General features: G+C 31.5%; 18 protein-coding genes and 1 riboswitch. Of the genes, 15 read left to right on the top strand and 3 right to left on the bottom strand.

Annotation, left to right across the window (positions count from 1 at the left end; translation table 11 throughout):
* Positions 1-2: 2 nt before the first annotated feature.
* Positions 3-326, bottom strand: a complete 324-nt coding sequence (locus tag BDW25_RS03565; RefSeq protein WP_002448188.1) for a thioredoxin family protein — start codon at positions 324-326, stop codon at positions 3-5.
* A 139-nt stretch (positions 327-465) separates the two neighbouring features.
* Here BDW25_RS03565 and BDW25_RS03560 point away from each other — a divergent pair, with 139 nt between their 5' ends.
* From BDW25_RS03560 to BDW25_RS03530, 7 genes are all read left to right on the top strand, one after another.
* Entirely contained in the window at positions 466-819 is a 354-nt protein-coding gene (locus BDW25_RS03560; RefSeq protein WP_002455565.1) for an arsenate reductase family protein, read from the top strand.
* Positions 820-911: 92 nt separating this feature from the next.
* Positions 912-1,292: a glycine cleavage system protein GcvH gene (gene gcvH, locus BDW25_RS03555; protein WP_049418676.1), complete on the top strand. Its 381-nt coding sequence runs from the start codon at positions 912-914 to the stop codon at positions 1,290-1,292.
* 135 nt (positions 1,293-1,427) lie between these two features.
* Positions 1,428-1,814, top strand: coding sequence for a toprim domain-containing protein (locus tag BDW25_RS03550; RefSeq protein WP_002448075.1), 387 nt, complete (start codon positions 1,428-1,430; stop codon positions 1,812-1,814).
* Positions 1,807-2,106 carry a thioredoxin family protein gene (locus BDW25_RS03545; protein ID WP_002448091.1) on the top strand — a complete coding sequence of 100 codons (300 nt, stop codon included), beginning with the start codon at positions 1,807-1,809 and terminating at the stop codon, positions 2,104-2,106. The genes BDW25_RS03550 and BDW25_RS03545 overlap by 8 nt, the downstream gene beginning before the upstream one ends.
* 54 nt (positions 2,107-2,160) lie before the next feature.
* A riboswitch (SAM riboswitch) is annotated at positions 2,161-2,265 on the top strand.
* Positions 2,266-2,349: 84 nt separating this feature from the next.
* A complete protein-coding gene (locus BDW25_RS03540; protein ID WP_049418678.1) occupies positions 2,350-3,375 on the top strand; it encodes a methionine ABC transporter ATP-binding protein in 1,026 nt (341 codons plus the stop codon).
* A complete protein-coding gene (locus BDW25_RS03535) occupies positions 3,368-4,063 on the top strand; it encodes a methionine ABC transporter permease (RefSeq protein ID WP_002448101.1) in 696 nt (231 codons plus the stop codon). Before BDW25_RS03540 ends, BDW25_RS03535 begins: the two co-directional genes overlap by 8 nt.
* A 20-nt stretch (positions 4,064-4,083) precedes the next feature.
* Positions 4,084-4,899, top strand: coding sequence for a MetQ/NlpA family ABC transporter substrate-binding protein (locus BDW25_RS03530; protein WP_002448060.1), 816 nt, complete (start codon positions 4,084-4,086; stop codon positions 4,897-4,899).
* A gap of 89 nt (positions 4,900-4,988) precedes the next feature.
* Here BDW25_RS03530 and BDW25_RS10855 read toward each other — a convergent pair whose 3' ends face one another.
* Positions 4,989-5,153, bottom strand: coding sequence for a hypothetical protein (locus tag BDW25_RS10855; protein WP_002448129.1), 165 nt, complete (start codon positions 5,151-5,153; stop codon positions 4,989-4,991).
* Positions 5,154-5,327: 174 nt separating this feature from the next.
* On the opposite strand from BDW25_RS10855, the gene BDW25_RS03525 reads away from it, so the two are divergent.
* The gene (locus tag BDW25_RS03525) at positions 5,328-5,513 is read left to right on the top strand and encodes a CsbD family protein (RefSeq protein ID WP_002448111.1); all 186 of its coding nucleotides are present in this window, start codon (positions 5,328-5,330) and stop codon (positions 5,511-5,513) included.
* A 63-nt stretch (positions 5,514-5,576) separates the two neighbouring features.
* On the opposite strand, the gene popT is transcribed toward BDW25_RS03525, so the two are convergent.
* On the bottom strand, positions 5,577-6,434 hold the full coding sequence (popT, locus tag BDW25_RS03520) for a polyprenyl-phosphate transporter PopT (RefSeq protein WP_002448183.1): 858 nt from the start codon (positions 6,432-6,434) through the stop codon (positions 5,577-5,579).
* 322 nt (positions 6,435-6,756) lie between these two features.
* Here popT and sufC point away from each other — a divergent pair, with 322 nt between their 5' ends.
* The 7 genes from sufC (at position 6,757) to BDW25_RS03485 (ending at position 14,495) form a co-directional block, all read left to right on the top strand.
* Entirely contained in the window at positions 6,757-7,518 is a 762-nt protein-coding gene (sufC, locus tag BDW25_RS03515) for a Fe-S cluster assembly ATPase SufC (RefSeq protein ID WP_002448050.1), read from the top strand.
* Between the two features lie 122 nt (positions 7,519-7,640).
* The gene (gene sufD, locus BDW25_RS03510) at positions 7,641-8,948 is read left to right on the top strand and encodes a Fe-S cluster assembly protein SufD (protein WP_002448151.1); all 1,308 of its coding nucleotides are present in this window, start codon (positions 7,641-7,643) and stop codon (positions 8,946-8,948) included.
* 30 nt (positions 8,949-8,978) lie between these two features.
* Entirely contained in the window at positions 8,979-10,229 is a 1,251-nt protein-coding gene (locus BDW25_RS03505; protein ID WP_172457916.1) for a cysteine desulfurase, read from the top strand.
* Positions 10,219-10,680 carry a Fe-S cluster assembly sulfur transfer protein SufU gene (gene sufU / locus BDW25_RS03500; protein ID WP_002448166.1) on the top strand — a complete coding sequence of 154 codons (462 nt, stop codon included), beginning with the start codon at positions 10,219-10,221 and terminating at the stop codon, positions 10,678-10,680. The genes BDW25_RS03505 and sufU overlap by 11 nt, the downstream gene beginning before the upstream one ends.
* A gap of 161 nt (positions 10,681-10,841) precedes the next feature.
* Positions 10,842-12,239 carry a Fe-S cluster assembly protein SufB gene (sufB, locus tag BDW25_RS03495; RefSeq protein ID WP_002448087.1) on the top strand — a complete coding sequence of 466 codons (1,398 nt, stop codon included), beginning with the start codon at positions 10,842-10,844 and terminating at the stop codon, positions 12,237-12,239.
* A 566-nt stretch (positions 12,240-12,805) separates the two neighbouring features.
* Entirely contained in the window at positions 12,806-13,654 is an 849-nt protein-coding gene (locus tag BDW25_RS03490) for a DUF72 domain-containing protein (RefSeq protein ID WP_002448225.1), read from the top strand.
* Positions 13,655-13,667: 13 nt separating this feature from the next.
* A complete protein-coding gene (locus BDW25_RS03485; protein ID WP_049418681.1) occupies positions 13,668-14,495 on the top strand; it encodes a sulfite exporter TauE/SafE family protein in 828 nt (275 codons plus the stop codon).
* Positions 14,496-14,502 lie beyond the last annotated feature (7 nt).

The raw sequence follows: 14,502 nt of genomic DNA, 5'->3' as shown, positions 1-14,502 counted from the left end.
AATTATTTATTAAATGTTTCTTTTAAGAATGATTCAACTTGTTCAGGTGATTTTGCATTAGCAGAATGCAAATGAGCTTGTTTTTGACCATTTTCAAATATAAGTAAACTTGGGATACCCATGACTTCATTGTCTGATGCTACATCTTCTAATTCATCACGATTTACAGAATACCATTTATAGTCGTTATACTTGTCAACGATTGGATCAATCCACATATCCATTGCTTTACAATCAGGACACCAACCAGCTTCAAATTTTACAATTACAGGTTGTTCACTTTGAATAACTGAATTAAATTCTTCAGTAGTAGTAATATTTTTCATACTTTACACTCCTTTTAGCTTGTTTTATATATTATAACTAATTACTAATATTTAGAAAAAAATAAAGCTTAAAAAGTAGAGCGTTTATTTAAATAATTTGATATATTTATAATAAGTTTAAATAGGAGGATAATACTGAATGATTAAATTTTATCAATATCCAAAATGCACAACTTGTAAAAAAGCTGCTCGATTTTTAGATGAGCATGGAGTGAGTTATGAGTCTATAGATATTGTGCAACACACACCTACAAAACAAGAATTCAAAGAGTTAGTAGTTAAATCAGAAGTGGAAATAAATAAATTCTTTAATACACATGGTGTGAAATATAGAGAACTTGGTTTGAAAGATAAATTAAAAGAATTATCTAATGATGAAAAATTAGAACTCTTAGCCTCAGATGGAATGTTGGTAAAACGTCCGCTAGCGGTTTCAGGTGAAAAAGTTACATTAGGTTTTAATGAAGAACAATATAAAGATGTATGGTTATAGAAAGTATAATCACAACTTTTAATATTAATAGTTGAATGAAAACTTACGGTATGGCATCATTAAATTGTAATTATTTTTAGGAGGGGATTTTCGTGGCAGTACCGAGCGAATTCAAATATTCTAAGGAACATGAATGGGTTAAAGTTGAAGGAAATACGGCAACAATTGGTATTACTGAATACGCGCAAGGCGAATTAGGAGACATCGTATTTGTCGAATTACCAGATGTCGATGAAGAAATTAATGAAGGGGATACATTTGGTAGTGTTGAATCAGTAAAGACAGTATCTGAATTGTATGCACCTGTCTCTGGTAAAATTGTTGAAACAAATGACGAATTAGAAGATAGTCCAGAATTTGTTAATGAATCACCTTATGAAAAAGCGTGGATGGTAAAAGTTGAATTAAATGATGAAAGTCAATTAGATGAATTGCTATCAGCTGAACAATATTCTGAAATGATTGGCGAATAATTTTAAAAAACTCCTTGATATTGAATCTAGGAGTTTTTTATATATTATATTAATTATCTGTAAATTGTGTTTATATTCATCAATAACGTGAAAAAGTAAATGATTGTTTAATATCGACTTAGAAGGTGGATGAACATGGCAATTTTAAATAAAGTTATCATTGTGGAAGGTAAATCTGATAAGAAGAAAGTGCAACAAGTCATAGCTGAACCTGTAAATATTATTTGTACACATGGTACAATGAGTATCGACAAACTAGACGATATGATAGAAACATTATATGGAAAACAGGTCTATATTCTTGCCGATTCAGATGATGAAGGCGAAAAAATTAGAAAATGGTTTAAACGTTATTTAAGTGAAAGTGAACATATCTATGTAGATAAAACATATTGTGAAGTCGCGCGTTGTCCTAAAAATTATCTTGCTCATGTATTGAGTAAATATGGATTTAACGTAAAAAAAGAGAAAAAACTTATACCTAATTTAAGTTCTGAAAGGTTAGTACTCGTGAATGAATAATTCTATTAAAATCGAAGACATCAAAGAACACTTTGATAAAGATAAACATTTAATATTTGGATATACTCCTATGTGTGGAACATGTAAGATTTCAGAGCGCATGCTAGATATTGCAAATGATATCGAACAATTACCACTTAAAAAAATTGATTTAAATTTCCATAAGTATTTTAGTGAAGAATATAAAATTATGTCTGTACCTGTACTGTTAATTATGGATAAGGATAAAGAGGTAGATAGAATCTATGCATTTCAATCCGTGCCATATTTGTTAGAAAAGTTAAAAAAATGATTGACGAATTATTAGTACAGTGATAGGATATAAATTAATTAAATAGTGCGAAAACTCTTATCGAGAGAGGTGGAGGGATGTGCCCTACGAAGCCCGGCAACCGTCTATAATGGAAATGGTGCCAATTCACATAAAGTTTAAGACTTTAGAAGATGAGAGAAAGATAATTTTAAATGCTTTCTCATCTCTCTAGGTGGGAAAGCATTTTTTAATTACATAAGGAATTTAAGGGAGGCATTTAACGTGATTGAGTTAAATCAAGTTGTTAAACGCTATCACACAAAGAACAAAGATGTACTAGCAGTAGATCACGTTGATTTGAATATAGAATCAGGCTCAATTTTTGGAGTGATTGGGTTCTCTGGTGCTGGTAAAAGTACGTTAATTCGAATGTTTAATAATCTAGAAGAGCCGACTTCAGGGGATATCGTTATAGATGGAGACAATATTAACAAACTTTCTAAATCAGATTTGAGAAAAAAACGACAAAAAGTAAGTATGATTTTCCAACATTTTAATTTATTATGGTCACGTACTGTCATTAGTAATATTATGTTCCCACTAGAAATAGCTGGAGTAGCTCGTACAGAAGCAAAAAAAAGAGCTTTAGAACTTGTAGAGTTGGTCGGTTTAAAAGGCCGTGAAAAAGCTTATCCTTCAGAATTATCGGGTGGTCAAAAACAAAGAGTTGGGATTGCTCGTGCATTAGCGAATGATCCGAATGTCTTATTATGTGACGAGGCTACAAGTGCGCTAGATCCACAAACAACGGATGAAATTTTAGATTTACTGTTAAAAATAAAAGAAGAAAGAAATCTAACGATTGTGATTATTACACATGAAATGCAAGTGATTAGACGCATATGTGATGCAGTTGCAGTGATGGAAAATGGACGTGTTATTGAGCAAGGTAATGTTGATGAAGTATTTGAAAATCCTCAACATGAGGTGACAAAACGATTCGTGAAAGACGATTTAGACGACGATTTTGAAGATTCAATTAAACATCTAGAACCATTGAACAAAGACGCTTATATTGTAAGGTTGAATTTCAACGGTAATAATACAACACAACCTGTTGTATCTGATATTACGCGAACGCAGAATATTGAATTAAATATTTTGGAAGCAAATATTAAAAATACACGTACAGGTTCAATTGGATTTTTAATTGTACACATTCCACATATTAGTGAAGATGGATTTAATACATTTGTAACTGAGTTACATAAACAACACGTAAATGTGGAGGTGATTAAACATGGATAAATCATATGGTGATATCTTCCATGAAATGATTACTATGCCTAACGTGCAATGGCCTGAAGTTTGGCAAGCAATATATGAAACACTTTATATGACTATAGTGTCAACCATTTTTGCTTTTATCTTTGGCTTAATCTTAGGTGTGCTGCTTTTCTTATCAGCTAAAAGTGACGCACCTGGAGCTAAAATTTTCTATACGGTAGTTTCATTTATAGTTAACTTGTTCCGTGCAATTCCATTTATTATTTTAATTTTGTTATTAATTCCGTTCACAAGTGTATTATTAGGTACAATTAGTGGACCGACGGGAGCACTTCCAGCATTAATCATTGGCGCTGCACCGTTCTACGCAAGATTAGTTGAAATCGCATTTAAAGAAATCGATAAAGGCGTTATTGAAGCAGCATGGTCTATGGGTGCGAATACTTGGACAGTCGTTCGAAAAGTATTGCTTCCAGAAGCAATGCCAGCACTTGTTTCAGGTATTACAGTAACTGCTATCGCTTTAGTTGGTTCAACTGCTATTGCAGGCGTTATTGGTGCAGGTGGTTTAGGTAACTTAGCTTACTTAACTGGTTTTACACGTAACCAAAACGACGTCATTCTAGTGTCAACCGTATTTATTTTAATTATTGTATTTATAATCCAATTCATCGGGGATTGGCTTACAAATAAAATTGATAAACGATAATAGAAAAGAGGACAGATTAAATGAAAAAACTTTTAAGTTTAGTATTAGTACTTACACTGACAGTTGTATTAGTTGCTTGTGGTAAAGGTGGAGACGAAAAAGATAAAAAAATCGTTGTAGGTGCCTCACCAGCACCACACGCTGAAATCTTAGAAAAAGCAAAACCACTTCTTGAGAAAAAGGGTTATGATTTAGAAATTAAAACAATCAATGATTACACTACACCTAATAAGTTGTTAGATAAAGGTGAACTTGATGCTAACTACTTCCAACACGTTCCTTATTTAAAAACTGAAAGTAAAGAAAAAGGATACAAAATTGAAGATGCAGGTAAAGTTCATTTAGAACCAATGGCTGTTTATTCTAAAAAATACAAAAGTTTAAAAGACCTTCCTAAAGGTGCGACAGTTTATGTTTCAAATAACCCAGCTGAACAAGGTCGTTTCTTAAAATTCTTCGTTGATGAAGGCTTAATTAAAATTAAAAAAGGCGTAAAAATTGAAGACGCTAAATTTGAAGATATTACTGAAAACAAAAAAGATATTAAATTCAATAACAAACAATCAGCTGAATATCTTCCGAAAATCTATCAAAATCAAGATGTAGATGCAGCTATTATTAATTCAAACTATGCTATTGATCAAGGCTTAAGTCCACAAAAAGATTCAATTGTAGTTGAAAAACCTAATAATAACCCTTATGCAAACCTAATTGCAGTTCGTAAAGATCATAAAGATGATGAAAAAATTAAAGCTTTAGTTGAAGTATTACAATCTAAAGACATTCGTGATTTCATCAATGAAAAATACAAAGGTGCAGTTGTACCTGCAAAATAATGAATAATATGCAGTAAAAAACGGTTCACAAAGAAATATGTGAACCGTTTTTTTATTTTATATCAATACATTTATTGCAGTCATTTATATTATAAACTTGAATCGTCTTGATATAGTATTCCAACGCCGATACCACCTTGACCCATCGCATATTCAAATTTAACAATTTCTATATATGGATGTTCTTCTAAGAATGCATTAACCTTTTTATTTAAACCTTTTTCTGTCATAGCAGTAAAATTAACAAATGTCATAGTTATCATCTCCAATTGGATAAGTAAATTGAACAATGTTATTATAACAATTATTTTAATTAGACAGAAAATATAAAAAACAACAGAATTTATGTTTATACAGGATATGTATTGGGTATATTAATATTACAAAAATCATTTAAGAATGAAATGTTCAACAAGGAGGAATTTAAAATGGCAGAAGATAAATTTGAACAAGCTAAAGGTAACATTAAAGAAACAGTTGGTAATGCAACTGATAATAAAGATTTAGAAAAAGAAGGTCAAGGCGACAAAGCTTCAGGTAAAGCTAAAGAAGTGGTTGATAACGTTAAAGATAAAGCAAATGATGTTATTGATAAATTAAAAGGCGATAAATAAGTCGTTTTAACTAGAAGAGAACGCATGTGTTAAACACATGCGTTTTTTGTTTATTTTAGAATATTATGTCTGAGTATCATTGTTAGACGTAATCAGTCCTAATGAATAACTTACTATATATCCTATTACTAAAGAAATAATCGAAACAATCCATTCTACTGGTGATTTAGGAATTCCTGGGAATACAGCATAAATTGAACCAATAACAAAACCAGTAATTAAGGCAAATGTTCCAATAAAGTGGTGGGTTAAAAAGTATTTTATAATACGGCTTGAAAATAGAAATCCACATAAAATACCTAAACCAACTACTATTAATATAGGCAGACCGGTAAAGTTAAATTTAGCTAAATTAGCAATAGCTAACATTATTGTTCCATATGCACCGAATACAAGTAGCATAAATGAGCCAGAGATACCTGGAAGTAGCATTGCACTAGAAGCACAAACACCTGCTATAAAATATTTAATAATAAGACTAAAAGATAATTGAAGTGTTAAACTTGATTGCTGTGTGCTAGGATTTAATAACGTTAATGTCACTATAACTATGATTCCTAAAATTAATAATCCATAGTGTTTAGTTGTAAATGTTTTTTTAAAATCTGAAGTTTTTAATAAGTAAGGGACAATGCCTATAATTAAACCAGTAAAAAAGAACATCGTTATTACGTGATGATGATCGAGTAGGTAATGAATTAAATTACTAAGTACACCAATCGCTAAAATCATTCCTATTAATATAGGAAGTAAAAATTTTAGACTTGGCCAAAATCGTTTAGAAAATAATCCACTAATGGATGAAATAAAACCATCATATATTCCTAAAAGTAAAGCAATGGTACCTCCACTAATTCCTGGAACTAAATCTGAAGTTCCCATCGCAAATCCTTTTAAAATATTTTTCCATTTGAATGTCATAAAGGTCTCCTTTCTTTATTAAGTTAATACGAATACTACCAAATTTTTAACTTACATTGAAATATTAAGTAGTCAATCATCGTTAATATATAGATGCCTATTGAGAACAGATACCTTTTGATTATCAGTCGCACTTGAAAATTGAAGTCATTTCGAAACAATTTTGACGAAAATATAATCTTTTTGTCATTTTAATAAGTTTATATTGGGGACTATTTACGTTATAATTAAGTGTATTAAAGTGTTAGAAGTCTTTTTGACTATAAATTAAAATTACTATAAACTAGTTAAGAAAACTTTATATTTTATGGAGGGAATATAAATGTCATCAACATTGGAAATTAAAGACTTACATGTGTCTATTGAAGATAAAGAAATTTTAAAAGGTGTTAATTTAACAATTAATACTGGTGAAGTTCACGCAATCATGGGACCTAATGGTACAGGTAAATCAACATTATCTTCTGCAATTATGGGTCACCCAAGTTATGAAGTCACTCAAGGTGAAGTATTACTTGATGGCGTAAATATTTTAGAATTAGAGGTTGACGAAAGAGCAAAAGCAGGTCTTTTCTTAGCAATGCAATATCCATCAGAAATTACTGGTGTAACAAATGCAGACTTTATGCGTTCAGCGATTAATGCAAAACGTGAAGAAGGTCAAGAAATTAACTTAATGCAATTTATTAAAAAATTAGATAAACAAATGGATTTCTTAGATATTGATAAAGATATGGCGCAACGTTATTTAAATGAAGGTTTCTCAGGTGGGGAGAAAAAACGTAATGAAATCTTACAATTAATGATGTTAGAACCTAAATTTGCGATTTTAGATGAAATTGACTCAGGTTTAGATATTGATGCATTAAAAGTCGTTTCTAAAGGAATCAATGAAATGCGTGGTGAAGATTTCGGTGCATTAATGATTACACACTATCAACGTTTATTAAACTATATTACTCCTGATAAAGTACATGTTATGTATGGCGGTAAAGTTGTAAAATCAGGCGGTCCAGAATTAGCTAAACGTCTTGAAGAAGAAGGTTATGAATGGGTTAAAGAAGAATTTGGTGCAACTGAATAGGTCATTAAATAATATAAAAACTATTCATAAAAAGAACTGATTGATTTTAAAATGTGGAAATAAACAGTTTATATATCAATTCAGTTACTAAAATTTTTCATCAAGTAGGAGGAAAAAGCATTATGACAACAGAAACTTTAAATATTTCTGAAGCACAACTTGTTGATTATTCTAAAGCACAAAATGAACCTTCTTGGATGACTGAACTACGTCAAAAAGCTTTGAAATTAACAGAAACTTTAGAAATGCCTAAACCAGATAAAACAAAACTAAGAAAATGGGATTTCGATGCATTTAAACAACATCATGTAGAAAGTAAATCATATAATGATGTATCAGAACTTCCTGAATCAGTTAAAAATATTATTGATATAGAAAATTCTAAAAATTTAATTATTCAACATAATAATGATTTAGCTTTCACACAAGTATCAGAACAAGCAAATCATAATAATGTTATTATTGAAGGTTTATCAAAAGCGCTACAAGATCATAGTGAATTAGTAGAAAAATATTTAATGAAAGATGCAGTTACAGTAGATGAACATCGATTAACTGCTTTGCATACAGCATTATTGAATGGTGGCGTATTTGTATATGTCCCTAAAAATGTAGTAGTTGAAGACCCTATTCAATATGTAGTATTACATGACAATGAGAATGCAAGTTTATTTAATCATGCCATTATTGTAACGGAAGAAAGTGCTGAAGTAACATATGTTGAGAATTACCTTTCAACTGCAAGTGGTGAAGGTAATCAAGTCAATATTATTTCTGAAGTGATTGCAGGAGCAAATTCAAACATTACTTATGGTTCAGTTGACTATCTAGATAAAGGATTTACAGGTCACATTATCCGTCGTGGTGTGACGGCAGCAGATGCATCAATTAATTGGGCTTTAGGTTTAATGAATGAGGGAAGCCAAATTATTGATAATACTACTAACTTAATTGGTGATCGTTCAACAAGTGAACTAAAATCAGTCATTGTTGGTACTGGTGATCAAAAAATTAACTTAACATCTAAAATCGTTCAATATGGTAAGGAAACAAATGGTTATATCTTAAAACATGGTGTAATGCGTGAAAATGCTTCATCTGTATTTAACGGTATTGGATATATTAAGCATGGCGGTACAAAATCTATCGCAAATCAAGAATCTCGTGTGTTAATGCTTTCAGAGCATGCTCGCGGAGATGCGAACCCTATTCTACTTATCGATGAAGATGATGTTGAAGCAGGTCATGCAGCTTCGGTTGGTCGTGTTGACCCAGAACAACTTTACTACTTAATGAGCCGTGGTATTTCTCAAAAAGAAGCAGAACGTCTTGTTATTCATGGTTTCTTAGATCCAGTTGTCCGTGAATTACCAATTGAAGATGTGAAACGTCAATTACGAGAAGTCATCGAACTTAAAGTAAATAAATAGGTCATTGAGATTTTCAATAAAAGAAAGGTCGTGAAGGTAGTGGCCGAAACTTCATTAAACATACAAGAAATTATTGAAGACTTTCCTATACTAAATCAAAAAGTTAATGGAAAACGATTAGCTTATCTTGATTCAACAGCAACAAGTCAAACACCAGTGCAAGTATTAAATGTATTAGATGATTATTATAAACGTTACAATTCTAATGTGCATCGTGGTGTGCATACTCTAGGTTCTTTAGCAACAGATGGATATGAAAGTGCTCGTGAGACAGTACGACGTTTCATTAATGCTAAATATTTTGAAGAAATTATTTTTACTAGAGGTACGACTGCTTCAATTAATATTGTTGCACATAGTTATGGAGACGCTAATATTAACGAAGGCGACGAAATCGTTGTGACAGAGATGGAACATCATGCTAATATTGTGCCTTGGCAACAGCTAGCTAAACGAAAAAAAGCTACTTTAAAATTTATTCCTATGACTGATGATGGTGAACTAAGAATCGAAGATGTCAAATCGACAATTAATGACAATACTAAGATTGTAGCTATTACTCATGTGTCTAATGTCTTAGGTACCATTAATGATATAAAAGCAATTGCTAAGATTGCGCATGAACACGGTGCTATTATTAGTGTTGATGGAGCACAATCTGCACCTCATATGGATATCGATGTTCAAGATTTAGATGTTGATTTCTTTAGCTTTAGCGGTCACAAAATGTTAGGACCGACTGGTATTGGTGTATTATATGGAAAACGTGAACTACTTCAAAACATGGAACCTGTTGAGTATGGTGGGGACATGATTGATTTTGTAAGTAAGTACGATGCAACATGGGCTGACTTACCTACTAAATTTGAAGCTGGTACACCGATTATTGCTCAAGCTATTGGATTGGCTGAAGCTATTCGTTATATCGAAAATATAGGCTTTGATGCCATTCATCAGCATGAAAAAGAATTAACAGAATATGCATATGAGCAATTATCTTCAATTGAAGGATTAGAAATATATGGTCCCCCTAAAGAAAGACGTGCAGGTGTGATCACTTTTAATTTAGCTGATATTCATCCACATGATGTTGCTACAGCAGTAGATACTGAAGGTGTCGCTGTTAGAGCTGGACATCACTGTGCGCAACCATTAATGAAATGGTTAAATGTATCATCTACTGCAAGAGCAAGTTTTTATATTTATAATACTAAAGAAGATGTTGACCAATTAGTAGAAGCATTGAAACAAACGAAGGAGTTTTTCTCATATGAGTTTTAATAATTTAGATCAACTTTATAGATCTGTAATTATGGATCATTATAAGAATCCTCGTAATAAAGGCGTTTTAGATAATGGATCAATGACAGTAGATATGAATAATCCTACTTGTGGTGATCGCATTAGACTAACATTTGATATCGAAGATGGTATCATTCAAGAGGCGAAATTCGAAGGTGAAGGTTGCTCAATTTCAATGTCAAGTGCATCGATGATGACTGAAGCAGTTAAAGGTCATTCATTAGGTGAAGCAATGCAAATGAGTCAAGAATTTACTAAAATGATGTTAGGTGAAGATTATAACATCACTGAAGATATGGGAGATGTAGAAGCATTACAAGGCGTTTCTCAATTCCCAGCACGTATTAAATGTGCAACGTTAGCGTGGAAAGCTTTAGAAAAAGGTACAGTGCAAAAAGAAGGTAAAGCAGAAGGTACAACTGAAGAATAAAATACGAATAGGTAATAAATGTTATTCTAAGCACTATGGTGCTGTGACATTTTACACATATTTCTTTTTATATAGTTTGCATGTTGTTACAATGACTATAGATAGTAGTGAAAGATAAATGATGCGCATATCGTTTTAAATATATTTAAGGAGTGATTGAAATGGCTAAAAAAGCACCTGATGTTGGAGATTATAAATATGGTTTCCATGATGAGGATGTTTCCATTTTCAGATCAGAACGTGGTCTAACAGAAAATATTGTTAGAGAAATTTCTAAGATGAAAGAAGAACCAGAATGGATGCTTAATTTCCGATTAAAAGCTTTAAAACTATTCTATAAAATCCCAATGCCTCAATGGGGTGGCGATTTATCAGAGTTGAATTTTGATGACATTACTTATTATGTTAAGCCTTCAGAGCATACTGAACGTTCTTGGGATGAAGTACCTGAAGAAATTAAACGTACATTTGATAAATTAGGTATACCAGAAGCAGAACAAAAATATTTAGCTGGTGTTTCTGCACAATATGAATCAGAAGTTGTATATCATAATATGGAAAAAGAATTAGAAGAAAAAGGGATAATCTTTAAAGATACAGACAGTGCTTTACGTGAAAATGAAGACTTATTTAAAGAATACTTTGCTTCTGTTGTTCCAGCAGCTGATAATAAATTCGCAGCATTAAATTCAGCAGTATGGTCAGGTGGTTCATTCATCTATGTACCTAAAAACGTTAAATTAGATACACCATTACAAGCGTACTTCCGAATTAACTCAGAAAATATGGGTCAATTCGAACGTACATTAATTATTGCTGATGAAGGGGCTTCAGTAAACTATGTTGAGGGTTGTACTGCACCAGTATATACTACAAGTTCATTACACTCAGCAGTAGTTGAAATTATTGTTCATAAAGATGCACATGTTCGTTATACTACTATCCAAAACTGGGCTAACAATGTGTATAACTTAGTTACTAAACGTACGTTTGTTCATGAAAATGGTAATATGGAATGGGTTGACGGTAACTTAGGTTCTAAGTTAACAATGAAATACCCTAACTGTGTATTATTAGGTGAAGGTGCGAAAGGTAGTACATTATCCATCGCATTTGCGGGTAAAGGTCAAGTTCAAGATGCAGGTGCTAAAATGATTCATAAAGCCCCAAATACATCTTCAACTATCGTATCTAAATCAATTTCTAAAAACGGTGGTAAAGTAATCTATCGCGGTATCGTTCACTTTGGACGCAAAGCTAAAGGTGCGCGTTCAAATATCGAATGCGATACATTAATTCTAGATAACGAATCAACTTCAGACACAATTCCATATAATGAAGTATTTAATGATAATATTTCATTAGAACATGAAGCGAAAGTTTCTAAAGTATCTGAAGAACAATTATTCTATCTAATGAGTAGAGGGATTTCTGAAGAAGAAGCAACAGAGATGATTGTTATGGGATTCATCGAACCATTTACTAAAGAATTACCAATGGAGTATGCTGTAGAAATGAACCGTCTTATTAAATTTGAAATGGAAGGTTCAATTGGATAATTTAAGATATAGCTTAAGCTAATAGTTAAAAGAACTAGAATGTTTAACATTCTAGTTCTTTTGTTTTTCAAGTATATTAAAAAGAAGTAAACATTTAATATATATAGAACAGGTGATAAGTCAAATATTGATGTTTATAATGCAATAGTGTGATCATTGTTTGACTGAACTATTAAATAACCAATTATTCAAGCCAATATAGTAGGTAATACGGATTCAGAAGTGGTAAGTATGCCCGAAGTAGTAGTCAATTTGTTCAAGTAATGATTAATTATGAGGGCGATATTCCATCTTATCCAGTTCAAAATCAGTTAATACAATCTATTAGAAGACAAGTAGTTACAAATGGAGATAGTGAATTTACCCATAATTGGAGTGGATCCCCGGTTAGCTACTAATCAAAAGTGAATGATTTAATAGATTAATTATTTTTACAAATTAATCAGTTATTAACGCGCACTTAGGGTGTTATAGTGACGATTTTAAAGTAATAAGAAAATGTAAAGTTAGTATACAACAAGTGATATATTAATTTTGAATGTGGTATCATATATCTGGTGATAAAAATGATTAATATCGGTCTAACTGGATGGGGAGATCATTATTCTTTATATGAAGATCTTGAAAGACAAACAGATAAATTACGTACGTATGCGAGTCATTTTCCTGTTGTTGAACTTGATGCCTCATATTATGCTATCCAACCTGAACGTAATATATTGAAATGGATCAATGAAACACCAGATAAGTTTCAGTTTATCGTTAAGATTCATCAAGCATTGACGCTTCACTCAGATTATAAAACTTATGCTGATTCACGATCTGAACTATTTAAACAATTTAGACACATGCTTGAACCACTGATTGCACATCATAAATTAGCAATGGTACTTGTGCAATTTCCACCTTGGTTTGATTGTACAGCTCAAAATATAAATTATATTTTGTATGTTCGACAACAGCTAGAAGATATCCCCATGTGTGTAGAATTTAGACATCAATCTTGGTTTAATTCCCAATTTAAAGAACAAACTTTAATGTTTTTAACCGAACATCAAATTATTCATGCGGTCGTAGATGAACCACAAATTAAAGATGGGTCTATACCGTTAGTCAATCGTATAACTTCTAGTACTGCTTTTGTGCGTTATCATGGTAGAAATCAGCATGGTTGGACTAAAAAAGATATGACAGATCAAGAGTGGCGAGATGTTAGATATTTATATAATTATAATGAAAATGAATTAAAAGATTTAGCGAATAAAGTTCAAATATTAGAACAAAAAGCTAAAAAGGTCTATGTCATTTTTAATAATAATTCTGGTGGTCATGCAGCTCAAAATGCTAAAACCTATCAAGATATTTTAGATATAGAGTATACAGGCTTAGCACCTCAGCAATTAAAATTTTTCTAAGAGGCGAATTATAATGTTTTTAACAATGATTTTATTAGTTTTAATTGGATTATTATCTGCAGTATTAGGTTCTTTAGTAGGTATTGGTGGCGGTATAATTATCGTACCTACTTTAGTGTATTTAGGAGTAAACCATCATCTGTTACACGGCATCACTACTCAGGTTGCAATTGGTACGTCATCGGTTATTCTTATTGTAACTGGACTTTCTTCATCTGTTGGTTATTTGAAAACAAAGCAAGTAGATATTAAAAATGGCTCTATATTTTTATTTGGATTATTACCCGGTTCACTTATTGGTTCATTTTTAAGCAGATATTTAACATTAAATTCGTTTAATTTATACTTTGGTATTTTTATGATCTGTGTATCTATTTTATTGATGATTAGACATAAAATTAAACCATTTAAAATATTCGATAAGGAAAAGTATCGTAAAACATACATCGATGCTAAAGGGATGACATATCATTATAGCGTTCCACCTATGTTTGCTTTCTTTGCTACATTATTTATAGGTGTACTTACAGGTTTATTTGGGATTGGTGGTGGAGCGTTGATGACTCCTTTAATGCTTATAGTATTTAGATTTCCACCTCATGTAGCAGTAGGGACAAGCATGATGATGATTTTCTTTTCAAGTGTAATGAGTTCAATTGGTCATATTATTCAAGGTCATGTTGCTTGGTCATATTCAATTATTCTAATCATTTCTAGTTATATTGGCGCTCAAATTGGAGTAAAAATAAATCACTCGATTAAATCAGAAACAGTAGTATTATTATTACGCACAGTAATGTTAATTATGGGTGTATATCTAATTATTAAATCGTTTCTATAAAAAAACA

It is taken from the genome of Staphylococcus sp. AtDRG32 (assembly GCF_004365845.1).
In the GTDB taxonomy this organism is placed as follows: Bacteria; Bacillota; Bacilli; order Staphylococcales; family Staphylococcaceae; genus Staphylococcus; species Staphylococcus hominis.
This window is presented reverse-complemented; position numbering and strand designations above follow the sequence as displayed.

Bases quoted from the DNA above. Each gene is read 5' to 3' on its own strand.
- BDW25_RS03565 (WP_002448188.1), bottom strand. From the start codon at position 326: ATGAAAAATATTACTACTACTGAAGAATTTAATTCAGTTATTCAAAGT.
- BDW25_RS03560 (WP_002455565.1), top strand. From the start codon at position 466: ATGATTAAATTTTATCAATATCCAAAATGCACAACTTGTAAAAAAGCT.
- BDW25_RS03550 (WP_002448075.1), top strand. From the start codon at position 1,428: ATGGCAATTTTAAATAAAGTTATCATTGTGGAAGGTAAATCTGATAAG.
- BDW25_RS03545 (WP_002448091.1), top strand. From the start codon at position 1,807: ATGAATAATTCTATTAAAATCGAAGACATCAAAGAACACTTTGATAAA.
- BDW25_RS03535 (WP_002448101.1), top strand. From the start codon at position 3,368: ATGGATAAATCATATGGTGATATCTTCCATGAAATGATTACTATGCCT.
- BDW25_RS03530 (WP_002448060.1), top strand. From the start codon at position 4,084: ATGAAAAAACTTTTAAGTTTAGTATTAGTACTTACACTGACAGTTGTA.
- BDW25_RS10855 (WP_002448129.1), bottom strand. From the start codon at position 5,153: ATGACATTTGTTAATTTTACTGCTATGACAGAAAAAGGTTTAAATAAA.
- BDW25_RS03525 (WP_002448111.1), top strand. From the start codon at position 5,328: ATGGCAGAAGATAAATTTGAACAAGCTAAAGGTAACATTAAAGAAACA.
- popT (WP_002448183.1), bottom strand. From the start codon at position 6,434: ATGACATTCAAATGGAAAAATATTTTAAAAGGATTTGCGATGGGAACT.
- sufC (WP_002448050.1), top strand. From the start codon at position 6,757: ATGTCATCAACATTGGAAATTAAAGACTTACATGTGTCTATTGAAGAT.
- sufD (WP_002448151.1), top strand. From the start codon at position 7,641: ATGACAACAGAAACTTTAAATATTTCTGAAGCACAACTTGTTGATTAT.
- sufU (WP_002448166.1), top strand. From the start codon at position 10,219: ATGAGTTTTAATAATTTAGATCAACTTTATAGATCTGTAATTATGGAT.
- sufB (WP_002448087.1), top strand. From the start codon at position 10,842: ATGGCTAAAAAAGCACCTGATGTTGGAGATTATAAATATGGTTTCCAT.
- BDW25_RS03490 (WP_002448225.1), top strand. From the start codon at position 12,806: ATGATTAATATCGGTCTAACTGGATGGGGAGATCATTATTCTTTATAT.
- BDW25_RS03485 (WP_049418681.1), top strand. From the start codon at position 13,668: ATGTTTTTAACAATGATTTTATTAGTTTTAATTGGATTATTATCTGCA.